Source organism: Pantoea sp. Cy-640 (assembly GCF_011752635.1).
Taxonomy (GTDB): Bacteria; Pseudomonadota; Gammaproteobacteria; order Enterobacterales; family Enterobacteriaceae; genus Pantoea; species Pantoea dispersa.
The window spans coordinates 179161-201333 of sequence record NZ_VWXB01000009.1 but is presented as its reverse complement, the minus strand read 5'-3'; the positions used below and the strand labels follow the sequence as shown (position 1 = coordinate 201333).

The 22173-nt window shown below is 57.5% G+C and carries 33 protein-coding genes; 16 read left to right on the top strand and 17 right to left on the bottom strand.

Translation table 11 applies throughout. The features are described 5' to 3' along the window. Positions 1 to 28 precede the first annotated feature (28 nt). Complete coding sequence (locus F3J36_RS20210; protein WP_166720419.1) at positions 29 to 1486, top strand: methyl-accepting chemotaxis protein; 1458 nt, start codon at positions 29 to 31, stop codon at positions 1484 to 1486. On the opposite strand, the gene F3J36_RS20205 is transcribed toward F3J36_RS20210, so the two are convergent. Further along, on the bottom strand, positions 1483 to 1689 hold the full coding sequence (locus F3J36_RS20205; protein ID WP_166720418.1) for a DUF3606 domain-containing protein: 207 nt from the start codon (positions 1687 to 1689) through the stop codon (positions 1483 to 1485). The two genes, F3J36_RS20210 and F3J36_RS20205, sit on opposite strands and share 4 nt — an antisense overlap. 358 nt (positions 1690 to 2047) lie before the next feature. Here F3J36_RS20205 and F3J36_RS20200 point away from each other — a divergent pair, with 358 nt between their 5' ends. From F3J36_RS20200 to F3J36_RS20190, 3 genes are all read left to right on the top strand, one after another. After that, complete coding sequence (locus F3J36_RS20200) at positions 2048 to 2287, top strand: hypothetical protein (RefSeq protein WP_039328794.1); 240 nt, start codon at positions 2048 to 2050, stop codon at positions 2285 to 2287. Positions 2288 to 2350: 63 nt separating this feature from the next. Next, a complete protein-coding gene (locus F3J36_RS20195; RefSeq protein ID WP_166720417.1) occupies positions 2351 to 2554 on the top strand; it encodes a hypothetical protein in 204 nt (67 codons plus the stop codon). 193 nt (positions 2555 to 2747) lie between these two features. Further along, a complete protein-coding gene (locus F3J36_RS20190) occupies positions 2748 to 4940 on the top strand; it encodes an EAL domain-containing protein (protein ID WP_166720447.1) in 2193 nt (730 codons plus the stop codon). Positions 4941 to 4953: 13 nt separating this feature from the next. On the opposite strand, the gene F3J36_RS20185 is transcribed toward F3J36_RS20190, so the two are convergent. The 6 genes from F3J36_RS20185 to F3J36_RS20160 all read right to left on the bottom strand — a co-directional run bounded on the left by F3J36_RS20185 (position 4954) and on the right by F3J36_RS20160 (position 7749). Further along, complete coding sequence (locus tag F3J36_RS20185; protein ID WP_166720416.1) at positions 4954 to 5244, bottom strand: hypothetical protein; 291 nt, start codon at positions 5242 to 5244, stop codon at positions 4954 to 4956. 485 nt (positions 5245 to 5729) lie between these two features. Continuing rightward, positions 5730 to 5984, bottom strand: coding sequence for a biofilm development regulator YmgB/AriR family protein (locus tag F3J36_RS20180; RefSeq protein ID WP_166720415.1), 255 nt, complete (start codon positions 5982 to 5984; stop codon positions 5730 to 5732). A 98-nt stretch (positions 5985 to 6082) separates the two neighbouring features. Next, positions 6083 to 6355 (bottom strand): hypothetical protein, encoded by a 273-nt coding sequence (locus tag F3J36_RS20175; protein WP_166720269.1) that lies wholly within the window; start codon positions 6353 to 6355, stop codon positions 6083 to 6085. Positions 6356 to 6498: 143 nt separating this feature from the next. Continuing rightward, positions 6499 to 6750, bottom strand: coding sequence for a regulatory protein YcgZ (ycgZ, locus tag F3J36_RS20170; RefSeq protein WP_166720414.1), 252 nt, complete (start codon positions 6748 to 6750; stop codon positions 6499 to 6501). 295 nt (positions 6751 to 7045) lie between these two features. Further along, positions 7046 to 7303 (bottom strand): hypothetical protein, encoded by a 258-nt coding sequence (locus F3J36_RS20165; RefSeq protein WP_160833709.1) that lies wholly within the window; start codon positions 7301 to 7303, stop codon positions 7046 to 7048. Positions 7304 to 7551: 248 nt separating this feature from the next. After that, on the bottom strand, positions 7552 to 7749 hold the full coding sequence (locus F3J36_RS20160; protein ID WP_371742059.1) for a DUF2171 domain-containing protein: 198 nt from the start codon (positions 7747 to 7749) through the stop codon (positions 7552 to 7554). 817 nt (positions 7750 to 8566) lie between these two features. Here F3J36_RS20160 and F3J36_RS20155 point away from each other — a divergent pair. Beyond that, positions 8567 to 8827 (top strand): XRE family transcriptional regulator, encoded by a 261-nt coding sequence (locus tag F3J36_RS20155; protein ID WP_166720413.1) that lies wholly within the window; start codon positions 8567 to 8569, stop codon positions 8825 to 8827. A gap of 334 nt (positions 8828 to 9161) precedes the next feature. On the opposite strand, the gene F3J36_RS20150 is transcribed toward F3J36_RS20155, so the two are convergent. The 3 genes from F3J36_RS20150 to F3J36_RS20135 all read right to left on the bottom strand — a co-directional run bounded on the left by F3J36_RS20150 (position 9162) and on the right by F3J36_RS20135 (position 11455). Next, positions 9162 to 9383 (bottom strand): XRE family transcriptional regulator, encoded by a 222-nt coding sequence (locus tag F3J36_RS20150; protein WP_166720412.1) that lies wholly within the window; start codon positions 9381 to 9383, stop codon positions 9162 to 9164. A 935-nt stretch (positions 9384 to 10318) separates the two neighbouring features. Next, a complete protein-coding gene (locus F3J36_RS20145) occupies positions 10319 to 10495 on the bottom strand; it encodes a DUF3606 domain-containing protein (RefSeq protein WP_072050593.1) in 177 nt (58 codons plus the stop codon). A 621-nt stretch (positions 10496 to 11116) separates the two neighbouring features. Beyond that, positions 11117 to 11455, bottom strand: coding sequence for a hypothetical protein (locus F3J36_RS20135; RefSeq protein ID WP_166720410.1), 339 nt, complete (start codon positions 11453 to 11455; stop codon positions 11117 to 11119). 1262 nt (positions 11456 to 12717) lie between these two features. Here F3J36_RS20135 and F3J36_RS20130 point away from each other — a divergent pair. Then, positions 12718 to 13032: a hypothetical protein gene (locus F3J36_RS20130; protein ID WP_166720409.1), complete on the top strand. Its 315-nt coding sequence runs from the start codon at positions 12718 to 12720 to the stop codon at positions 13030 to 13032. Here the strand turns inward: F3J36_RS20130 and F3J36_RS20125 are convergent. Then, entirely contained in the window at positions 13022 to 13261 is a 240-nt protein-coding gene (locus F3J36_RS20125) for a biofilm development regulator YmgB/AriR family protein (RefSeq protein ID WP_166720408.1), read from the bottom strand. The genes F3J36_RS20130 and F3J36_RS20125 overlap by 11 nt on opposite strands. A gap of 161 nt (positions 13262 to 13422) precedes the next feature. Between F3J36_RS20125 and F3J36_RS20120 the strand changes: the two genes are divergently transcribed. The 6 genes from F3J36_RS20120 (at position 13423) to F3J36_RS20095 (ending at position 16581) form a co-directional block, all read left to right on the top strand. Continuing rightward, positions 13423 to 14070, top strand: coding sequence for a hypothetical protein (locus F3J36_RS20120; RefSeq protein ID WP_166720407.1), 648 nt, complete (start codon positions 13423 to 13425; stop codon positions 14068 to 14070). 264 nt (positions 14071 to 14334) lie between these two features. After that, on the top strand, positions 14335 to 14517 hold the full coding sequence (locus F3J36_RS20115) for a general stress protein (RefSeq protein ID WP_166720406.1): 183 nt from the start codon (positions 14335 to 14337) through the stop codon (positions 14515 to 14517). Between the two features lie 473 nt (positions 14518 to 14990). Next, the gene (locus F3J36_RS20110; protein ID WP_166720405.1) at positions 14991 to 15281 is read left to right on the top strand and encodes a hypothetical protein; all 291 of its coding nucleotides are present in this window, start codon (positions 14991 to 14993) and stop codon (positions 15279 to 15281) included. Between the two features lie 278 nt (positions 15282 to 15559). After that, positions 15560 to 15802 (top strand): regulatory protein YcgZ, encoded by a 243-nt coding sequence (gene ycgZ / locus F3J36_RS20105; protein ID WP_039328007.1) that lies wholly within the window; start codon positions 15560 to 15562, stop codon positions 15800 to 15802. 104 nt (positions 15803 to 15906) lie between these two features. Further along, a complete protein-coding gene (locus F3J36_RS20100; protein ID WP_166720404.1) occupies positions 15907 to 16179 on the top strand; it encodes a hypothetical protein in 273 nt (90 codons plus the stop codon). A gap of 135 nt (positions 16180 to 16314) precedes the next feature. After that, entirely contained in the window at positions 16315 to 16581 is a 267-nt protein-coding gene (locus F3J36_RS20095; protein ID WP_166720403.1) for a biofilm development regulator YmgB/AriR family protein, read from the top strand. Between the two features lie 218 nt (positions 16582 to 16799). On the opposite strand, the gene F3J36_RS20090 is transcribed toward F3J36_RS20095, so the two are convergent. The 3 genes from F3J36_RS20090 to F3J36_RS20080 all read right to left on the bottom strand — a co-directional run bounded on the left by F3J36_RS20090 (position 16800) and on the right by F3J36_RS20080 (position 17789). Then, positions 16800 to 16997, bottom strand: coding sequence for a hypothetical protein (locus F3J36_RS20090; protein WP_045816992.1), 198 nt, complete (start codon positions 16995 to 16997; stop codon positions 16800 to 16802). An 81-nt stretch (positions 16998 to 17078) separates the two neighbouring features. Continuing rightward, entirely contained in the window at positions 17079 to 17339 is a 261-nt protein-coding gene (locus F3J36_RS20085) for a hypothetical protein (RefSeq protein ID WP_160833702.1), read from the bottom strand. Positions 17340 to 17483: 144 nt separating this feature from the next. Then, on the bottom strand, positions 17484 to 17789 hold the full coding sequence (locus F3J36_RS20080; protein WP_211073221.1) for a hypothetical protein: 306 nt from the start codon (positions 17787 to 17789) through the stop codon (positions 17484 to 17486). Positions 17790 to 18015: 226 nt separating this feature from the next. Here F3J36_RS20080 and F3J36_RS20075 point away from each other — a divergent pair, with 226 nt between their 5' ends. Continuing rightward, positions 18016 to 18318, top strand: a complete 303-nt coding sequence (locus F3J36_RS20075; RefSeq protein ID WP_052127596.1) for a hypothetical protein — start codon at positions 18016 to 18018, stop codon at positions 18316 to 18318. Between the two features lie 39 nt (positions 18319 to 18357). Here the strand turns inward: F3J36_RS20075 and F3J36_RS20070 are convergent, their stop codons facing one another. Further along, positions 18358 to 19518 carry a diguanylate phosphodiesterase gene (locus tag F3J36_RS20070; protein WP_034830965.1) on the bottom strand — a complete coding sequence of 387 codons (1161 nt, stop codon included), beginning with the start codon at positions 19516 to 19518 and terminating at the stop codon, positions 18358 to 18360. 273 nt (positions 19519 to 19791) lie between these two features. Between F3J36_RS20070 and F3J36_RS20065 the strand changes: the two genes are divergently transcribed. Continuing rightward, positions 19792 to 20052 (top strand): hypothetical protein, encoded by a 261-nt coding sequence (locus F3J36_RS20065; RefSeq protein ID WP_166720402.1) that lies wholly within the window; start codon positions 19792 to 19794, stop codon positions 20050 to 20052. A gap of 231 nt (positions 20053 to 20283) precedes the next feature. Here F3J36_RS20065 and F3J36_RS20060 read toward each other — a convergent pair whose 3' ends face one another. After that, on the bottom strand, positions 20284 to 20538 hold the full coding sequence (locus F3J36_RS20060; RefSeq protein WP_166720401.1) for a biofilm development regulator YmgB/AriR family protein: 255 nt from the start codon (positions 20536 to 20538) through the stop codon (positions 20284 to 20286). A gap of 682 nt (positions 20539 to 21220) precedes the next feature. Between F3J36_RS20060 and F3J36_RS24335 the strand changes: the two genes are divergently transcribed. Together F3J36_RS24335 and F3J36_RS20055 are read left to right on the top strand one after the other, a co-directional pair. Continuing rightward, complete coding sequence (locus F3J36_RS24335) at positions 21221 to 21343, top strand: hypothetical protein (RefSeq protein WP_256378242.1); 123 nt, start codon at positions 21221 to 21223, stop codon at positions 21341 to 21343. Between the two features lie 266 nt (positions 21344 to 21609). Continuing rightward, on the top strand, positions 21610 to 21780 hold the full coding sequence (locus F3J36_RS20055; RefSeq protein ID WP_166720400.1) for a hypothetical protein: 171 nt from the start codon (positions 21610 to 21612) through the stop codon (positions 21778 to 21780). A 26-nt stretch (positions 21781 to 21806) separates the two neighbouring features. Here the strand turns inward: F3J36_RS20055 and F3J36_RS20050 are convergent, their stop codons facing one another. Then, on the bottom strand, positions 21807 to 22070 hold the full coding sequence (locus tag F3J36_RS20050) for a biofilm development regulator YmgB/AriR family protein (protein ID WP_166720399.1): 264 nt from the start codon (positions 22068 to 22070) through the stop codon (positions 21807 to 21809). Positions 22071 to 22173 lie beyond the last annotated feature (103 nt).

The following is a 22173-nucleotide window of genomic DNA, read 5'->3' as shown; positions in this document are numbered from 1 at the left end:
ATAATAATAACAACACCGGGGAAACCTTATGCAGCTACTCAGACACATTACCATCCGCCGCGTCGTGCTGTGGATGATGATCCTCTCCCTGGCCGTGGTGGCGCTGGCCGGCAGCTACGGCGCGCTGACGCTGCGCGAGATGTACCGCCACGCCGACCGCGCCGACGCGCTGACGCAGCAGCTGACCTTTCTGACCCGCGCGGGCCTCGTCATGCAGGACGGGACGGCGGCCGAGAAGGCCGACCTGCTGGCCGCGGTTCCGGCGGAGGCGGCGTGGGACAGTTATCGGGCGGCGTTGAGTGCGCCGGACCGCTATCCGGCCGCCGCCCGCGAGCGGCTCGGAAGCCTGACGCAGCAGCTCGCGGCTGACGACGCGCCGGTGATGGCCGAGCGCCACCGGCTGGAGATTATTCTCATCAGCGCGCTGCTGGCCGCCGCCGCGCTGCTGGCGTTCTGCGACCGCTATCTGCTGGTGCACCTCGTGCGTCCGGTGGCGAAAATCCGGGCGCACCTGAAGACCATCGCAGGGGGCGACCTCACGCGCGAGCCGGAAGACCTGGGCCGCAACTGCGTCGGTCAGCTGGTGCCGCTGGTCAGGGAGATGCAGCACAGCCTGCTGGACGCGGTGGCGGCCATCCGCGACAACGCGGTCATCCTGCACCGCGAGGCCGGGGAGATTGCGGCCGGCAACGCCGACCTGTCCGACCGGACCGCCACCCAGGCCGCCGCGCTGGAGCAGACCGCGGCGAGCATGGAGGAAATTACCGCCACCGTGGAACACAACGCGGAAAACGCCCGCGATGCTCGCGAGCTGGCAGAACGCACCGCCGGCACCACGCAGCGGGGCGCGGAGCAGGTGCAGACCGTGGTGGACGCCATGGGCAGCATCGCGGAGGGCTCAGAAAAAATCCGCCAGTTCACCGCGACCATCAACGGCATTGCCTTCCAGACCAACATCCTGGCGCTCAACGCCGCCGTTGAGGCGGCCCGCGCCGGGGAGCAGGGGCGGGGCTTTGCCGTGGTGGCGGCCGAAGTGCGGTCGCTGGCGCAGCGCAGCGCGGCCGCCTCGAAAGAGATTGAGGGCCTGATTGCCGATACCGTGGCGCGCGTCAGTGACGGGCGACGGGCCGCCGGCAGCGCCGGCACCACGATGGATGAGGTGCTTCGCGGCGTCGGCGGGGTCAACGCGCTGATTGGCCAGATAGCGCTGGCCTCGGAAGAGCAGAGCAAAGGCATAGCGCAGGTCACGCTGGCGGTTGCGGAGCTTGACCGCGTCACGCAGCAGAACGCCACCCTGGTGCAGGAGGTTTCTGCCACCGCGGGCAACCTGAGCGGGCAGACGACCGCGCTGGGCGGCGCCATCACCCGGTTTAAGCTGCCGGAAGAGGGCGGCAATACCGCGGTCTCCATGCCGGCTCGCCCGCCTCAGGTGAAGGTGAATACCCCGCTACAACAAAGCGACTGGGTAGCCTTCGGACATGATTAGCGCATCGTGCGCGGGGGAGGGTTTTTTTCCAACCACGCCCGCACGCGGTCGGCTTCCGGTCCCGCCTCGCGCACGGCCCGGGTCAGACGCTCCTGGGTCGTGCGTAGCTCCAGCGTCCAGAAGGTGATCTGCCACTGCTCCCGGATGTCTATACGGCTCAGGTCGGCGGGGACCCGCCGCTGGATATAATCTCGGTTTTTCATCAGGTTATCCTTTTTATCGGTACAGGGCGTGGCGGCGCGATAAATACGGCCACCGGTAAGCCCTGCCTATCCTGGCGAATAATTATCCGGAAAATACCGGAATAATCCTTCTGTCAGGATTTCGTAAAAAAAGAAGAGGATTCCTGGTCGTATGGATAATATGCCTGTTGTGCTCTGCGGCGGATTTGACTCAGCAGAATAAAAATAAATGAAGTGACTGTAATTATTTACTCAAGGGCGATTCATGACGGATTGCACTACAGGGTAAATATTAAGATAATGTAATGTATCAGGGGCGTGCCCCGTGTTTTTTATCCTTACGGCCCGTTTTGGTCCGCCTGCCCGAAAGGAGTGTCTTCTGGGAAATCAGCTTTTATACCGGCCCGTCGCGGTCGGTTCCGACGTCCGCGAACTCCGTCTTGCCGCCGGCCTGTCGCAGGAGGCCGCCGCCGAGCGGTTTGAGCTCAGCCTGCGCGTCTGGCAGATGAAGGAGGCGGCAAAAAATCCCGCCCCCCTGAGCCAGGGAGAGTACGAGCTCCTGCTGCTGCTCGCCGGACGTCACCCGCACTATGCCCTTGTGCCGCAAAAGAAAAAGTAGCAGGCTCTGTCCCCTGCAGCCCCCTGAAGTTCAGGCGGGCCCGGCCGATAAGAGGATAAGGACATGAGCGGTAAATACTACTATGCGGTGCGGCGCGGGCGCCCCGCGATTGAAGAGGTGCACTGCGCGGGCTGCGGCGAGCTGGCGGAGGCCGGCGGAGGCCGCTTTCTCGGCACGTTTTACTCGCTCAGGCACGCGCTCCAGTCCGCGCGACTGCGGCACCCCGACTGCGTTATCTGCCAGCGCTGCGCCTCCCTGCAGCGCTGAAACGCGGCCAGGAATGGTCCTGAAATGACGTTTTCGTGATGCCCGGACAGCCGGGCCCCACTGTTATCCCTGACCCCGCCCGCGGCGGGGTCAGCTGACGGGCCTTTCTTCCGGCGGCGGGGCGGCAGGGATTTCTGCGGCCCCGTCTGATTGAACGTGTCCCCTTTTTGCTGTGTCATGCCGGCCACAGCTCATTCCACCGAGGGGACAGACCCTGAAACGCCCGACATCAGACCACGAAGCGGCCCGCCTCGCGGCGCTGGCACCCTATCAGCAGCCGGATGCGCTGCCAGAAAACGCGCTGGACCGGCTCACCACACTCGCCGCGCGCCTTTTTCGCGTGCCCACCGCCTTCGTTTCGCTGATTGACGACCAGCGGCAGCTTTTTGCATCCCGCTACGGGCTGAACATCACCGGCACCGCCCGCAGCGTCGCCTTCTGCGACCACACGCTGGCGCAGGGGGAGATCCTCTGCGTGCCGGATACCCTGGACGATCCGCGCTTTCGCGACAGCCCGCTGGTGCACGGCTACCCGCACATCCGCTTCTACGCGGGGATCCCGCTCGCCACCCCGGACGGCCACCGTATCGGCACCGTGTGCCTGACCGACACGCAGCCGCGCCCGCCGCTCACGGACGCCGACCGGCAACATCTGGCCGACATAGCCGCGCTGGTGATGGACCGGATGGAGGTCCACCGGCTCGAGGTGCTGCGCCACGCCAGCCAGCAGCGGCTGGAGTCCATCTCGGCCACCTCCCCGGACGCCATTATCTGCACCGATCTGCGCCGCGGCATCACCTTCTGGAACCCGGCCGCCACCGGGATGTTCGGCTACGGACCGGAGGAGATGGCAGGCCAGTACGTGGCCGGGCTTATTCCCGAGCGCTGCCAGATCGACCACCGCAACGAGCTGGATCGCCTGACGGCCGACGAGGCGGCGATTTCACAGCCGCGCACGCTACAGATATGGGGGCTCAGGCGCGACGGCAGTGAGTTTCCGGCCGACGTATCGTTCTCCGGCTGGCGGGAGGGCGGCGAACGCCTGGTGGGGATGATTGTACGCGATGTCACCGCCCGGCACGAGAGCGAGGCCCGCCTCTGCGAACTCGCCTCGCTGGACATGCTCACGCGTCTGGCCAGCCGCGGTGCCTTTATGCAGCAGTTAGGGCAGCTGACCGAGGCTGGCGTGCCTTACACCCTGCTGATGACTGACCTTGACGGCTTCAAGGAGGTCAATGACACGCTCGGGCACGCCGCCGGCGACGCGCTGCTCTGTCACGTGGCGGAGCAGATACGGCTGGTGTGCGCGGAGGCGGTCACCGCCGCCCGGCTCGGCGGGGACGAGTTTATCATCCTGCTGCCGGGTGAAAGTACCGGTGCCGGCCTGACGGCGGAGCGCCTGATTGCCGCCGTGCAGACGCCTTTCAGCTACCACGGTTCCCCCGTGGTGGTGGGCGCCAGCACCGGCATTGCCGCCTTTCCCGAACACGGAGAGGACGCCTCATCGGTGATGTCGGCGGCGGACCTGGCGCTCTACCGTGCCAAGGCCTCGGGCAAGGGCTGCAGCGTGCTGTTCCGGCCCGAATTCCTGGCGGCGGAGCAGAGGCGCCGGCGCTTTGAGCGCGAGCTGGAAACCGCGGTACGCCAGCAGCAGTTCATCCTGCATTATCAGCCGCGCTATGATGCCGGCAGCGGCCGCCTGCTCGGCTGCGAGGCGCTGGTGCGCTGGCAGCATCCGGCCCGTGGCCTGCTGCTGCCCGCTGATTTTATTGAAATGCTGATAAAGAGCCCGCTGTCCGTGACGCTCGGCGACTGGGTCATCCGCACCGCGCTGGCGCAGGTCCGCCAGTGGCAGGTCCGCTGCCCGCAACTGCGGGTCAGCGTTAACCTTTTCCCGCGACAGCTTTCCGGCTCCGGACTGGAAAGCGTGCTGTGCGAGTCCGCGGGCGGCGACGCCGCCTTTGTGGATCTGGAGGTGGACGAGCCGCTGCTGACTGGGCTCGTTGAGGAGATGCCGGCACAGTTTGCGGCAATCCGGCGCACGGGAGCCGCATTTGTTATCGATCACTACGGTCGGACGCTGGGCGCAATCAGCCTGCTGCGGCACGGCTTCGTCAGCGGCTTCAAGATTGACAAGTCGCTGACCCTCGAGCTCGGCACCAGCATGCGCGTGCGGATGATGTTCCGGGCCATCGCGGCGCTGGGGAAAAGCCTCGGGCTCAGCGTAGCGGCGGAGGGGGTGGAGGATGCGGGGCAGCGGGCGTTCGTGACAGGCGCCCAGTGCGACATCATGCAGGGCAACGGGCTGTGCAGGCCCCTGACAGCAGCGGCCTTTGAAGCTCTGCTTGCCGCGGAAGACGACAGCATGACGCTGACGGATAACTGATGAAACGGTGCCCTCAGCGGCCCATCAGCCGGTGCGCCAGCCTGTCGAGCAGCAGCAAGGGCAGCGAGCCCAGAAACAGCAGGCCACGCCCGACCGTGCGCAGGGCGCTGCTTTCAGGACAACAGGCCTCGCCGTTCCTGCTGAGCGTCAGCCGCTCATAGTTTGCCAGCTCGTAGTTGGTGCCGGGTGCCTGGCTGAGCAGGACCTTCAGGGCCGCCTCCGGGCTTTCGGCCGTCAGGCTGCTGTCCCACCGGTGGTGTAGGCGCAGACCGGCTAGGGTGTGTGCTGTATGTAAATAGCGCATAAATCCTCCTCTTGATAATGCTGTGATTATGCACAGTATTATTGAGCGGCATTTATCTGGCAAGAGAAAGCCTGACGCGCTGTCAGGGAATAGCGTTTATCTGGCTGAGCCGGCAGCAAAAATATTATTTCAGGCAGGAACCCTTCACAGGGCTTATGATGATATCGGGTCAGGTGCCGCGGGGAGGCGCCTCCTGACTGTACACAGACAGCCCGGCGTTCCGCCGCCGGGCTTCATTCTGCCGCCCTGCCGGTTTAAGTTCATCGCCAGCCTGCCACAGCGGCTGAATCCACTGATTTCAGCCTCGGTGATGAAGGGGGATCGTTCCGGCCCGGCTTGGTACGAAGCAGTGCGCTTCGCATTCACCCCGTTTTATTCTGCTCACGTTCGCCTGAGCACTCTGGCACCAGACGAAAAAAAGCCTGCAGAGCAGGCTTTTGTCAGACGGTTGAAGCGTCACGGGGCGTTAAATGCGGCAGGGATAACTACTCATCATCAATGCCGTGCGGATAGCCCACCACAACTTCAAGCGCACCGCGCAGGACGTCAAGTCTGACTACGTCTGAAGTGCTCTCCAGCTCCGCTATCAGGGCCAGAATTACGTCTTTTCGCAGCACGCGTCCACCCCGGGCTCTCAGGCTTTCAAGTACGGCGCAGATAACTTCTGTTTCAGGGGCCAGCTGGTCACCACGTTGACTGAGCGCCTGCAGGATGTCTTGTTCTGTCGTATTCTGTTGCATAACCCATCGTCCGGGATAAACAAGGTTAAGGTCGCCAGTGACGACCCGTTTCTGCAGGCTCCATCCTGCCTCCGCGCCCTGACGGAGAATGCTGATATTCAGTGCTGACGGGTGCCTGGAGGCGGCCTGTCTTCGGTCAGGAACAGCAGTTCGGGATTCAGCAGCAGGCGCGTCGCCGGCAATGCGGCATTAACTTCATCCAGCGCCATCCGAAGAGCTTCAGCCCGTTCCGGGCGGGTTTCGCTGGCCGCCATCTCCATCAGCCTGACCGCCAGCGTTGCGCCGGACACCGGTGCGTTCTCGCTGAGCAATCCGGCCACAGCCTCACCAATAGCAATATCCATAATTTTTTCGCTTTTATTTCTGTACATACCGCTTTCCGGGTGTCAGTGAAGGGGCACCTTCCTGTACCGGCCGCCGCTTACGCGGCTGGCTGATGTTCCATCCGGTCAGGCTGCGCCGGATTTAATATCCACATTGAAATGAAGCCTGCGGTCAGTGCTGCAGATGGACTTCAGACCGCCTGCTCGCGGCCAAAAAGCAGGCCGATTAGCGTACGGTAGTGCTGTTCTTCTTCCGCTCCGCCCGCCAGCTCCAGCCGGCGAACCAGTTTCGCGCAGATGGCCGGCCGGTTCAGGGCGGCGCCGCTGCGAAGAATTTCAACCACGATTTGCCCCAGCGTTTCCTGCTGCGAGGGAAGCTGTGCTTCGGTAAAGTAACGGGCAATGTCTCCCGCAGTATCAGGCTTAAGGCTGTTCTGGCGCATGATTATTCTCTCGTAAAAGGGACGGTTAAAATATGTTCGGGTACCGATGCGCGGAAAGTTATACAAAAAAATAAAAGTTGTACAGATATATGTTGCAGGATGTGATGCATTCTTTTGGCAAAAAATGCTTATACATATAAAACAAAGGGGTAAAGGGCGGAATAATTTAGCTTAGGGAGTGCGGAGGTGTCGTCCCTGACAGTTTCTCCGGCCGGCACGCGCAGAGCGCGCCCGATACGAGGCTGGTCTTTCATCGTCGTGTCACGGCCGGAGCCGGTCTACGTTCCTGGTTGTGTTATCCGTCGTTTTCCTGGCCCGTCATTGTCATCCAGTGCAGCTCGGCCTGCTCGCGACTGCTGTACTTTCGAAAACCCTGGAGCCAGCGTCTGGCGTCGAAGATTTCCGCAAGCTTCGCGTCGCTGACGTCACCTTCAGCCATTACGGAGAGCTCCTTTATTAGGGACTCCACCGAAATGTCCTGGCCGGCGACCGCCAGGCTGACCGCTGCCTCTCCGATAATGATATGGCCTTTCTCATCGTCGTGATAAAACACAGCAAATCCTCCTGTTCGGGAAAATAACAACCTCAGGATTCACTGTAGACGCAACTGGTGCATTCACCAGAAGAAAAATCTGTCATATGGACAAAAAATAAAATATTGGTTTCAGATGGCGGATTTTAAGGGAGTGCATCAGAATATAAATGCGTGAGAAAAAATGATGTGTTCAATACCAGGGGATTTTGCAGTAATAACTATAAAGCGTTAAAAGTTTGCCGCGGCGTTCTGCCGCGGCGGTTTGATCAGACGGCCTGCCACTCGCTCTCGACTTCATCCCTGGATTTGGAAAGAATCACTTTATTGTCATCCACTTCCTTCACCCAGCTGAAAGGAATGATGTGATGCTGGCCACCGGCTTCCGGGTCACTTTTTGCCAGTTTGATTTTGTCGTCGCCTTCAAAATGGTCAACGATACCCACGTGCTCACCGTTAACGTCCACTACCTAGGCATGGTCCAGAACTTCTGATTTATCAACCATAGTTAATCCTTAGTTTCGTCTGCTCATCGTGAGTTTTACCCGCCAGCCTGACGGATACACACTCAAACTGTAGGTTATTTATCGGCATTATTTTTAAAATTAACAAATTGAAACATCCGGCCGGGCATCTGAAGGGACGTTTTTGCATGGAAAACGCGGGGTGCAAAAGCGCAGAATAACGGTCATTAAGGGATGAAATGTCGGATTTATTTTGCGGATTTATTTGACAGCCGGTACGTACAGGCCATGATTATTGCACTGTGTCTTTAGATCCAGTAATGGTTAGGTGAATCGTTGAATTATTCCCGGGCCCGCCCCGGGCTTTTTCAAAAACATATCCCGCACTCATCCCCTTTACCTTCATGCCAGTAACAGAGTTCCAACCGGCATCTTCCCGGTCAGGAAGATCCATTGAAACGGCAGGCCCTGCCTGAATAACGCGGTCCAAATTTGCCCGGGTAAGCGTATAAGACATTCTGAAATCTTACCGGAAGACAAACTTTTCTCTATCCTGACATACTACTCTGTTAAAGCCCGCTATAATGACACGGCAAGCTCGGTGTCAGGATGACGCCACACTGGTTCCAGATGGCCCGGATTTATTCCGGGCCTTTCTGTTTCTGCAGCCTGCTATCCCACCTTCGCCACACGTTAACCTCACCATTGTGCCCCGTGTGAGTTTTGCAGCAGATTTCTTATAATCGCTGGTACATATCTTGTGTAGCTGCCGATGTCCTCTTATGCTCGGGCTATCACCTTCACGGACCCCGGGGGCTTTATGGATGGCCGCACCTCGCCCGGCCGCTTTCTGGCTTACCTGCTCGCTGAACATGACATGACGGTAAAATCACTTTGCCTGAAATCCGGTCTGGCACAGCGGGATGTCTGGTCACTGTTGTGCGATCGTAAGCCGGTGACGCCGGCCATCGCAGAGAAACTCGGGCGCGTGTTTTACTCGCCCGGATTCTGGAGCATCAGGCAGGCCATGTGGCAGCTGTGGCGGGAAGGCGTTCCGTTACCCGAGGACCGTGATACCTGAATGCGGTGAGTGTGCTAAATTTTCCAGTGCCGGTACGGAATTTCTCACCCCAATTTCACCAGGATGTTTAATAAACTGTAACCGTACCGGCATCATTCCCTGTCGAATCAGACGCTTCCTGGTAATAGATCCCGTATAAACCGATATGCTTAACAGGTGCGTGACTTCTCTGCTGACACCAGTGTGACGTATTGCAATAGCTGACATGTTCTCAGGACCCAACATCACCGGCCTCAGACCGGAAGTGCTCACTCCTGTTGCTCCCGGGCCAGCCGCCCGGGATTTTTTTATCCGCTGTTTTCTGTTTTTCCGCGGTCAGTTCACGCCGGCCCGGTCAGACTTCCGTACTGACGCTTTCCGTCATCTCGCCGAGGAGCTGCAGCAGACGTTCTGCGCTCATCTGCTGAGACCTGAGCGCAGGCATCATCCCGGTAAGCGAAAGCGTCACCGTTGCCAGGGCCACCGAGCGTTTAATCTCTTCTGCATTTTCATAGTTTTTATACGTACGCAGGCTCACGCCTAGCTCTGCCGCCGCGCGCTCCCGGCTCCAGAGCATACTCCTGCCTCAGATGCCATCCTGTCATGTGTTCTCCTCATAAAATCTGAAAAAAGTGCAATTACTGCACTTTTTCATTATGCCATGATGATGGTGTTTCATTGTCCCGATGACCGTCCGGAAAACCCTGTATGAACTGTCATGTGCGAAGTATGCGTGGGAGCAGCGTGCCGGACATTCCCGCTATGACGGCACTCAGGCAGAGCGCTTTCAGCAGCAAGGGGGATTCTTCTTAGCCCGAATAAAATAACAGCGCTGCCCGAACTCAGGGACAGGAGGTATGTTCACGCATGATATGCGACGCGGACGTATTCCCCCATTGCTGGACCTGTGGCTTCTCTCATCATCACAGTCGGTAGGGTTAATTTTTCCGCAAAAAACAGCTGATATTGTGTCCCGGTTCCAGCCATTGATACGACGGCTGCCAGCCTGCCCGAAAAGACCTGAATCAGGCTGACGATTGAGATTGCTTGTATCGAAACGTAATTAATTACAGTTAGCTGCCATGTCTGCAGGTATGGTTGTCCTGGCGGTGTACTTTGAATTCTTAGAAATGCATTTGCTTCCGGAAGAATGCTGATTTCGACGTATGACATGCCAGACGGGAATAAAAAAGGGTTTCGTTGTGAACACAAGGCCGTGAGTGAAAAAGCGGCAGGATGGCCGTAAGAAATTACAGAGTCGACTGAACCCTGAGCTGAGGGTGCCCACCATTCTGGCCTGCAGGGTTGAGCACGGAGGAGAAGTAGCGTTATGGTTAAACTGTTATTTCAGGGTTCTCTGTTTCTGATCCAACTTCCGGATAATGCCCTTACAGCCAGCCTGACTTAATACGAAGAGCGTGTCACCGGAACTGTCCGGGTACAGTCACGCTGCACTCACAGGCGGCCCGATATAAATAAAAAACCCACCGGGAGGTGGGTAAGTCAGAAAGCTCAGTGTAGGAGATAGCGCTTAACGGTTTCCGGGTCTGTGCCCACCGTTTTAAGAGCTTTCACCAGCTTATCCTGCGTAGTCTGTAAAGTGAGCATCCAGTATGTAATCTGCCATTGTTCATTTATCACAATGATCTTTTTATCTTCCGGCTCGCGGCGGTGAAAAATGTAACTCATCAAAACCCCGGATTTAGGACAAAACGGCTTATTTGCTGTGTGACGCAGACGAAGAATGGCACTGAAACTGAGGGGATTAAAATTGAAATGACTGACCGTAATGAGCAAAAATTTTTATCAAAAAAAAGCCCACTTAATGAGTATAAGTGGGCCTATTTTGTTCACGCCGGAACAACGCTCTCTCGCAGAGGTGGGGTTAAGCACTGCTAATGTCGCACTCCAATCTAACATCGCATTGCCTAATCCGTAACCCTATAATTTACAAAGATTGTTATTTAAGATTAGGCCGCTTTCCTTCGGAATGTTCTTATCCAGAAACCCCCGGATGTAAGTCCGATAACTTTTCTGCTGAAATTCCATCAGTTATTGATTAGCAGGCCTCATGCCTTATTTCGCCCGATTTTGTCGAAACGGCCGGATTTGCGGCAAAACTTTGGGATTATCGCCATTCCTTCAGCCCCTTGTGTCGAAAGACGTCATCTGTTTACGCAGGAAATGTGACACCACGTCCTAAGGTGGCTGAATGCCACGCGCTTTGATAAGCCAGCTCACCGCGCCGCGGTGTCGCGTACCATGCAGTATCACCTGCTCGATAAGGCTGAGGGGGCTTGTCTGCGCCATCTATTCGTCTCTGCGCTGATAAATGATGGGGCGATCCCAGGCTTCCGCCGTCATGCCGGCCGCATATTCAATGAACCAGCCGGAGCAGGCTAGCATGCACGGCACCAGTACTGCTTGCTCAGGCGGCCTGCGCGGTCTGATATTCGGCCGGGATGGTGCTTCCCCCTTCAGGTTGGCACGAATGAGCATGTCAGTGGCGTGCATGTGGTACATGAGCCTGAGCATCTCACGGTGTTCAGCGCGGAAACGGCGCGCGTCCGTTTCGGCAATGGCGCTGAGCATCCCGGCATCCATCCAGTGCTTATATCTCAGTAACGTCAGGGCGGTAACTCTTTGCATAATTTTTCCAGAGCGTCAGCACGTCCGGCATAGCGGTATCGTGGAGTACGCATTTAATTAATCCGGTGTGGACTGAGACTGACAATCCGGAGCTTATCGCTGCCAGTCTTTTCTGCGGCAGAAGGGTTACAGGCTGAGAATTCACATTCACACCTTAATGCAATGCACAGGATATACCTTCCATACCGGCGGCGGGGCAGGGTGATGCCTCCGGTAAGTGCCTGCAGGTGAGTAAGGGCGGTGAGGCTCATCAGAGTGTAGTCGCCTGAGGGGGTCACGACAGCCCGGTGAGAAAAAATCTGCCAGGGTCAGGTATTCACAGCTAAGGTCCGACCACGAGTAACGTACTGCCTGATTGTACGGATGTGAATAAAACAGCTCCTTGTGACGGTGAGTCATGAAATCTGCGCACAAAGTCTGCCGGGCGGGGCTACTTATTGTGGTTGGCTCTCGGTGCTATTCGTTCAGGATATTGCGTACAAGATTCGAAGTTTTAAAAAAGAATGTATTGCATACATTCATAAGGCCGGGTAAGCCTGCTGCATGTTGAAAGAAAATATTCCATGCGCATTTGCCAAGAAGTTGATTTATCGAAAAATTTTGACACGCCTTCTATTCTGTCTATAGTTATTTCCGGTCCGGAACTCCTCCGGATTTGGGTGTAATGGAAACTGAATCTTTTTCCCGGGTACCGTCCCGGGATTTTTTTCCAGACCTGGCGATTTGTCCTGATTTTTTCGCTTCGCAGCTGTCCGGAAGCAGGGGCCAGTGCGGAACACTGGTAGTGTCGAGGTGATATTATCTGGCTTCAGAACAAGTGCTTACTGGTCCAAAATGGGCTGGTTTTTCCGCTTCCCCCCTATTGACCTGACTAATCAGGACAACCTGGCCGCCATCGGGCTTTTTCTCAGCATAATCATTTCAGTTAATTCCTTCTCTTTGTCAGTCAATTGGCGAGCATTGTTAACCAGAATCACATTCTCCCAAATGTATCCGGTAGTTTTATGAAAAATTAATGTTTTTTGATTCAATGGGTGCAGCAGTAGATAACGTCCTGCTTCACTATTTTTTGTGATGTCAGAAAACAAAGCCGACTGGCTGCTATGCTCTGAACACGGTGAATCCCTCTATGCGACGGGGCCAAACTACACAGGTACAGCAGGAACAAAAGCGCGATTCAGGTGGTAGCCTTTCTGAATCACCGGGAGGCACCCGGCACCGTAACTTTTACTGAAGAATGAAGAAGTGCTACGGAGGTGGCCATGCTCTGGATGGAACAGGGGCTGTATCTAAGGGTGGAAGAGCTGCCCGGCGGGCCGCGGCCGCTGCCGCTGCTGAGCGGGTTCAGCCTCACGACGGCCTACAGGGCGCTGGGATGCTTTAATCCTTCGGAAACGTCTGACGCGTATTTCATTCTTTCCAACGACCGCGACGAGGTCTGGTTTATCTGTAACCGGCATCTGCGAACCGTTGTTATGCGCCATGACTGCACGGCATTCCTTTTGCCGCTCTCTTCCCTGGACGAACGTTTCGTGACCGGTGAACTCCCGGTGTTACCCCTCAGGCTCAGCGATTGAACAGCATTCTGAGAAGAACCTTCAGGTGTTCTCTCTCGGCCTCATCGTCGGTACCGTCGAGGCGCCCTATCAGTTTCAGGCACAAGGCGGTGCGCGTCAGCCGCCGCTCCTGACGCAGGATTTCAACGGTGATGCGGCCCAGCAGCTCAATCTGGCAGGGGTGAGTGACCTGGCTGAAATAGCCGGTCAATCCGGCTTCTTTTTCCGGCGGTAGTCCGTCCTGTCGCATCAAATACCCGTGCGTAGTGAATGAGGTAGGGCGCAAAGTAACCGATGCACAGGCGCGTGTACAGCAGTAATCCTGCGGTGCTCTATCTTTTAAACAGCACCACCCATTATTGCAGACAATTCATCGATATAAATTAACGCTCCGGTTATCAGGGAGGCTAAGTGAACAGAAAAGTAACGGCGGACGAAAGCATGCCCATTACCCTGCCCGACACCAGCTTCAGCCAGGTGCTGAATCCGGAAGACACCAACCGGGCCGATACCCGCGCCTTTCTTGCCCGCGACGCAGAGCCTTTTACGCTGCCCGGGTTTGTGACGCCGTTCGGCTACACCCTCTGGCAGAACAGAGCAGAGCGACAGTTCAGGCTGGTCACGCAGGAGCGTGATCCGGAGACCGTTTATGCGGTGCGGCTGGAGGAAACCGAAGACTTCACCTCGCCGGAGCGCGCTTGCATACAGGTTATGGTATGGCGCACCCGCCAGCCTCAGCATGAGGGGGCGGTGCACGGCCTGGCGCGGCGTTTTTTCTGCCATTTTCTGCATCGCTGGTCGATCATCATTACCGACAGCGCGCAGACAAACGCGGCAAAAGTGATGTGGGAGGGGATGGTGGCCTGGGCGCTGCGCGACCCGGAGCACTACGTGTACGTGTGGGACGGCACAGGTGAATCGGGCTGTCTGCACCCGGTGCGCAGCTGGCTGGCGTTCTGCGGCCACTGGGCCGCCTTCTGCTGGGGAGCGGAGCCTGAAAGCCATCTGCGGCGACGGGTTGTCATCAGCACGCATCCCCTGAACGCTGCGCAGAAGTAATACGAATGCGGCACGGCACGCCTGCAGAACAACTCTCCACCGGAGGGATGTCACGCGCCGTTCCGCACACACAGCCTGGCGCATATCGCTGAAGTCGCAAGCGTGAGGGTCCAGCGGGCCCGCATTTCAGATTCAGCCACCCAGTATTGCGTGTCCGCCATCATGGTCCTGAAAAAAAGTTTCCTGAAGGCGGGCAGCCCTGTACAGACGTGCCAAACTATAACCGTCTGAAATACTGGACAACTCTTATCTGAGGAAGACATCATGACAACAGCAAGACGCGGGGGAGCCGGAAACTTTGCGGCCGACCCGGCACGCGCCTCTGAAGCGGGCAGCAAAGGCGGCGCCGCCAGTGGCGGTAACTTCAAAAACTGTCCCGATCGCGCACGCGAGGCCGGTCGTAAGGGCGGGCTTATCAGCCGGCGGGGCCCAAAACCTGAAATTTAAATAAAACCACCCGGACGCGCGCCTGAAGTAATTTTTATTCCGGCGCGCTTAATTAGGAAATATACATTTCCAAATTATCTCTTAGGTTAAAGTAGAATAATCAACAGAACCTGCCCCCTGATTTTTCTAATATGTGGCGCATATTAACGGCCAGTAACCTGCAAGCTTATCATCCGTATTTTCAGGCCATGTTAAATCCTCTTCTGAGATTAAATCCCGAAACATTCACATGCTCAGGCTGCACCTCAGGATGAAAAGGATTTCAGACCACACATAATTTTTATTCAGTATTTTCCGATATTTACCTCTGGTAATCTGTCAGGCATCTGAATTCAGGGTGTTTTTATTGCTGTGCGGCTGAACGTAATTCTGACTGACGGGATAATGCGCGGGAAGTATTTAAACGGAACCGGTTTTCAGTTCGTTAAGTGACTACACTGAAATACCGTAATAAAGCGGAGGGAGAGCAAAGCATGCCTGATAATGACCATGACCATGACCATGACCATGACCATGACCATGACCATGACCAGAACCAAATGATTATTGGCGAAGCGGCAGTTCATCTGGCGATGAATAATGCGGACATTACCGTTGGCTCGCTTATCCGCGAACTGGCTGAGATGGCCGACGTAGCGGAAAATCCAGCGCGCTGCGTGCAGATAAGAGGGGCGAAACGCTGGCTCCGCGGGTTTGAGTCATTACCGGGTAACCGGGACGAGCTGAGATGGATTACCGCATCAGGCCGCGGCTCAGCGCACTGAAGACATCCCCCGCCTGTTCGGTGACACCGGACAGGCTTCTTTCCTGTACCCCGGCCCCTGAGCTGAGCATGCTGTTCTGACTGTTGTACAACCTCATCGTTAACCCGCTCATCATTCGCGCGCTGATACTCACCTAAGTTACTGTTTGGTAATATTTAGCACTTTTTGCACAAAAAGATAAGCTGTACAACAACACAATTGCTGTACAAGTTTGATTTGGTTGTATAACTTTACGGTCAGACAGAGCCGACTACATTTTAACCATTGAGAGGTTCACCATGCGTCAGAACGTTACGAAATTCCCGGACTCCGCCAGCGACATTGCGCATTACTTCAGCAAGGCGTCGGCACCAACCCAGCAGGAAACGCTGGGGCAGATTGTCGTAGAAATCCTGCGCGCAGGCAAGAACCTTAATCGTAAGGCCATCTGTACCAAACTGCTGCGCCGCCTTGAAGTGGCAGCGAATCAGGAAGAAGAGCGTCATTACCAGACGCTAATCGGCATGCTGTTTGAACGCTGAGTTACCCCGGTGTTATGAGGCGGGACCCGCAGCATGCATTCAGGACCGCCCGGAATGGCCGTCCTGCCATCCTGCCCGGAAGGCACGAACCGGAAGATGCGGGTATGAATAATAAAGATTTAACTCGTCTGGCCGACGTTGTGCTGGGCGAGGCGGTGGTCGCGCTGATGAGCAGCGAAGATGATATCAGCGCAGACGGCGTGGCACGCCAGCTTCGCGCTATGAACGGCGGCGAGACGAACCCGGAAAGGCGTGCAGCCATTGCCCTGGCGCTGGGCGAGGTGCAGAGCGAGTTTGTACAGTCGCGTGAGAGCCGCGACGCTGACGTGCTGGCATTCGGTGCCCTGATCGGCCCTGATGGCGGTAATCATAAGTAAACTGAAGAACGTATCTCCGACCAGTGCGGAGAGTGGCAGGACGCCCGCAGGACGCGGCTACCCGGGAGGTGGCCGTTTTTTATTTCAGGCACTGAGCCTGGCCACTTTTGCCCGCAGGGCCTGACGGATAACATCATGCAGCTTAACGAACATCACACCACCACCGAAGCCGACATCATCCAGCACTTCCGCAGCGGCGGCGACGCGCTGGCCGCCGAGACCGCCGTGCTGGACGCCGTCATCCGCGACATCGTTATTCACGGCAAAAAGGTCACCAGCAAAGCGATCATTCTTTATCTTATCGCCGAGCTCGAGAGCACTTCAGACGTGGTCCAGCTTGACGTGCTGCGCAGCGCGCTGGAAATCGTGGTGGGTAAAACGCCCTACGACGAGGGTTTCTGAGGCTACTTCTGCTGCACAGCGTGCGCGGCGGCCAGCGCTGCCGGGGAGTCGAATCCCCCTTTTGAGGCCCACACGGAGCAGCTGACGGCGGCGGCGAGGGTTACGGCAATCCAGACTTTCACAGGCATCTCCCGGTTTAAATGATTTCACATTTATCAGTGTGGCACGTCACCGTCATTGCGCGAGGAGTGATCGTCAGAACGGGAGTAATCTGAAGGTCAGTGCATCTGCTGAGCCAGCAGCCTGACGGCGCGTTCGCAGCTCTCGCGCATCCCGGCAGCGCCTGCCGCTTCGCCCATGCTGTGCAGGGCGCTGGTGATTTCGTGAAGGGTGAGGTACTGGTCCGGCTTAAGAAGGCGCGCCACGACCGTTCCGATAACGGCGTAGATATCTTCGGCGGTGGTGTCATCGTTCATATGACCTCCGTCCGTAAGGTGGATAAGTATACAGTATATCAGAAAGGCGACCCCGGGGATACGGCAGCGCCCCGGGTGACTTCAGTGAAGCTTCTGCGCTGACATACCGTCAGTGCCGTGCACCCCGGTCTTTTCAGCGGCGCGAATCTGCATTTCCCGCCGCACCTCTTCAATGGCGCGCAGCCCTGCGCGAACGCGGTCTTCATCCGTTTCATGCTCAATCGCCGCCCGCAGGCGGTCCGTCAGGACGGCCCAGCTGATGGCGATGTCCTCTTCCAGCAGCGCGGTGACGGCCTCGCCAATCATGATGTCGGCCATTTTTTCTTCAAAGTCATTTTTCATGGGGTTTTCCGGCGGCAGGTTTCGGGCGCAGAGCTTACCACAGCGCAGCGGGTCCGGACATTAACGGGGGAGATGAACCTGTAGAAAACTTTTGCGCTGCAGCGTCAGCGCTGTCCGGCAGAGGCATGCTGTCCTGAAAATACCTTACTCCGGCGCCGGTAATTTCTTTCTTCGGCTGCGCTGCTTTGCTGCAGGCGGGGCGGTTTCCGCCACCGGAGAAGGCTTCTCCAGGCGGTACAGGCAGACGTCGCCGCGCTCCGCCAGACTCGCCGGCCAGATCATGGCCGCGTTCCCGTCCTCCACATACAGCTCGCCCAGCGGCTGTACCACGGCCCAGGGCGCGCCCAGCGTGCGGCGCAGCTGCAGGATCTCCTGCGCCATCGCGACGGCCTCCGCGTCATGGCTGTCCGGATCGCCGGCGATGTGACTGAGCCTGTTTTCGCTGAGCATGGTTGCCTCTCCTGTATGTTATTGCCTGTTGCACTGATAGCCCACCGGCAGATTGCCGGATATCTCCTGCTGGCACATGCTGCAGTTATCTCCGGTGCTGAAAACAGGGAGATTACGAAACCTTTACGCTTAATAACTCGCTGACGGCTTGCAGAGTCCGCAACCCATTCTACACTGGGCGGACCAGTGAAAAGAGTACCGATTTTAAAACAATAAGAGGAAAAAAATGATTTTAAGTGAGTTTATGCTGAAGGTGAACCGCTGGCCTGACATGCATTTCACAGCAATTGAAAGCGAGCAGCGCGAGGCCGTCATCGAGATTTATGCCCTCGACTTCTCAAACCAGACCAAAAGCCGGCTGCTGATTTACCGCACGCCGGACGCGCAGCATGCGGCGGCCATGATGACGCATTTCCGCACCTGGCTTGAAAAGGCCAACCGCGGCAGAACCCTGCGGCAGGAAAAGGCTGATGTGCCCGCGGCCGTTATGGCCACGCAGCTTCCGCCTCACCGTGCCGCGTCCTGTTAATCATACGGGGCCCGGGAGCCCCTGTTCTGTTCCTGCGCCTCAGACGGCCTCGCGGGTTTCCGGCCAGGCCACGGCCGCCCCCTCTGCGGTGAACAGTGCGCCCTGGAAATCAGTGACCCCTGCCGCCTCCAGCCACATCCACTCTTCCGGCTGCTCGATGCCCGCCGCGATGACGTTAATCTCCAGGGCAGAACAGCAGCGCAGCACCGCGTGCACCACCGCCTGGCGGGGTCCGCTGCGGTGAATATTGCGCACGATCGCGGCGCCGATGCGTACGCGGTCCGGCTGGACGTGCGCCAGCAGAGACAGCCCGGCGGATCCGTCACCGAAGTTATCAATAGAGAGGCTGATGCCGGCCTGCTTCAGCTGCCGCACCGCTGCGGAAAATGCTTCCAGCTGAGAAATCACCTCCGTCTCGCTGACGCCCAGTATGATTTGCTGCGGCACCAGTTCAGCGCTGTCGATGGCGCGGACAATCCGGCCAACGGCATCCGGAACGGATACCAGCGTCCCGGGCAGAATGCTGAGGTAGAGCATCATGTCGTCAGGGCATGACCTGCCGGCTCTGTGCAGCGCCCCGGTGACCGCAGCGAGATTATGTACGTACATCGCATCGCCGGAGAGCCCCTCCGGCGCATCATCGGGTATGGCCTCAAGGGCCGTGACCTCACGGCCGAGCGGGTCGACCACCGGGCGGAAGGTCACGCCCGCGGCGGGGGCCGGTGACCCGTTCTCATCCGGCACAAAGTCCCAGTAGTCGGCGGGCAGAACCTCAAAGTAGTTTTCTTTCTCCCGGGCCTCCACGAAGGTTCGCAGAAACTGCAGGCCGCGATCGTCATAGGTCAGGCGGTACTTAGAGGTGCCGCGGTCAAGCACCGCCTGCAGCACGCTGCCGCGGGGGTGTTGGCGCAGATCGAACAGCTCCATGCCGTGGTTGCCGAAGCGCCGCGACGGCGAGTAGTCGCGCATCAGCTCAACCACGTTGTGGTGGCGCCGGTCGGCGCAGATGCGGCCGTAAATTTCCAGCACGCCGTCCTCCGGACCTTCCAGTATCTGAAAGAAGTGCGTGCCGTTAAACAGCAGGATACCCGTCACCTGATGACGGGCGTTGAGCAGCGTTGCCTTTTCCACCATGCCCGGCAGGATGCTGACGGGCACGTCATCGGCGAGGTGACTCCGGTAAATTATGGTTGTAAGCATTTCAGGCTCCGTATTGCCGCAGATTGTCACGGGCACCTTAGCAGCCCGGCGCGCTTTCTCAAACCGCACCGGTAATGGGCAGGGTGACAGGCTGAATGAACGTCAGGGAGCGTCAGAAACGATAAATTCTTACGCGCGGAGCTCTCTCACCATAATTATTGAAATAAATTATTACGGAATAAGGGTTTTTCAGAATATCCTCCGGGCGCTTTCGTCTGCGGGGTCTACAGTGTGACGTGAGGCTGTCATCAACGTAAAACGGAGGTAGTAAATTTGTCTATTCAACACGACGGGAAAGGGTATGTCATTATTGGCGAAGCGGCACTGAGCCTGGCGCTGGGCGAAAAGGAAATAAGCGTGCAATCGCTTATTACCGAGCTCGGTCACATGGCGGAGGCCGGCGGCAGCGATAACCGGCTCACTGAAATATCCGAAGCCAGAAGCTGGCTGAAGAGCTTCAACGAGCCGGAGCAGGCCGTCCGGCACGTGCCGTACCTGCAGACCCTTGCGGGCCTGAACGACGAGAAGAACTGACGCCTAAGGACGTAGTCCGGCTCTGGCCGGAAGACGACGATGAAGATGACCTCAGCGGTCGCGCTCAGGCGTGTACCGGCCGGAGAACCTTTCAGGGACGACACCCTCCGATAGTTCTGTTCTTAACCCGACACAGACATTTCCCCGCGATGTATTCAGGCATACAGTAAGTGTTTTAAAGGAAAGGAAGCTGCTTCTGCCGGCCGTGCGTGACCGACAGCAAGTCCCCCTTCAGATGCCGGGATCGTCTGGCGTATATCCCACGACCAGCTGAAGAAGTATGCGCAGCGTTTCCTGCCTGCCCCCGTCCGTTTCATCCGTAATTTGTCTCATGATCTGCATGATTATGGTTTTGTTACTGACCGGTACTCCCTCTGCAAGGATGGTGCGGATAATGTCGTCCAGTGTCTCTTTTTCTGACTTAATCCGGTTACCGGTACCGGACAGGCAGGCCTGAATGTGTGCGACCGAATTCGTATTTCTCATGCTGTGAAGGCCCCTGGCTGAATGTGTGCTGCGGCAGGCGATGGAAAAGAGGGTGACCGGCGTGCCCCGGCTGTGAAGTACCCGCCTGATTAGTCAAGTATATGGCAGTAAACGAGGCACGGAGCGGACAGCGTTAGATTCAGAAAAAGCGGGGGAGGGTGGGCAATGCAGGCGGAAAATCATTATGTCGGTACAACATCGGACTGAAGGCAGTCAACGTCCGTTGTGAGGAACTGGTTTTATTGTCACCCCTGCGTGCTGCTTAAATCGCGAAAGAAATTAATTCCGCCCGTTATATAACCAGGCATACAGTGGCTGCTTTAACAGGGAAGGAGGTGAGATATGTGGCAGTTTTTTATTATCTGCTCAGGATGGGGCAGCAGGACCCGCTTCACGTGAAAGGGTGCGTATGCCTCGAAGACCACCCGGAGCGACGGTTTCTGGGCTCGGCCATCAGTTACCGGAACGCGTATCAGATTGCGTCACAGCGCCTGAGTGTACGGGCCTCCATCTGCCGGCTGTGCGTAGATGACAGCATGACTGAGACGGGGGACTCCACGCTTTTGCCGGCCCCGTAATGGGTCGTTTTTACGCTTAAGTCACAGAACGGAGAATTCTTCACGTCAGATACCGCCACGGACCTAAACTTAACGTTACCCGATACCGGGTGACGGAGGTAACCATGGCTGACCGTAACGATAAAAATGTGAAGGATGGCAAAGACGCCGACCACAGCAAGCTGCCCGCGGGCAACAAAAAAGACACCAGGGACAGCGACACCATGAAGCAGAAGGGCGGGAGGTAGCCCCGCGGGAGCGCTGCATGTCTGAACACCCGATGCCTGATGACGCCACGCCCCTACCGGACGGGATACCCGAGCCCGGTCATGAGGACGAGGTGCCGGGCGGCGACAGAGATATCCCGCCCGACCGGGGTGCCATCCCCCTTATTTAACCGCCTCCGGGCGGTTTTTTTTCGTACGTATTTATGCGCACCGCTTAAAGCGATACACTGTATATATCCCCAATAAGCGGAGCGCATCTGAAAAACGAACGTGAGATACAGGACCTGATGCACGAAGCCATCGGGCTGGCCATCAGGCAGATACTGCGCAGGGGCGAATCAGTGAACCCGCACGAGCTCATCGGTACGCTCTGGCGCCTGAAGGAGTCCAGCGCCGATGTTACCCTGCGCGAGGCCTGCAGCCGGGCCATCCGGCTGTTTGCGGAGAAAATGAACTGAAGGGTAGCCCTGAACCGGCTCCAGCCTCACACAGCCTGGCCGCCGGCGTCGTCCGGCGTGTGGGTCACGACCAGCTCCAGCACGTTGCGCAGCACCGCCTGCCGTTGCGCGTCCTGCTCGCGTTCAAGCTCGCGAATGACGTGCATGATGAGCGTTTTGTTGGTCAGCTTGCCGCCCGGGGCCAGAATCGCCTTAATGGCCGCCTCAAGCTCGCCACGCTCTGCCGCCAGCGCCTCACCACAGTTCTGCAGGCGGTCGCGAATGGCGGTTACGGAATTTGTGTTTTTCATGCTGTGAAGGTCCCTGCCGGAGCAACCTGAGCGGATGACGGCGCTGGAAAGAATGACGCGATTTTTGTTGTGTTGCCGGGTGAACTGCATCCGCAGCGCAGGC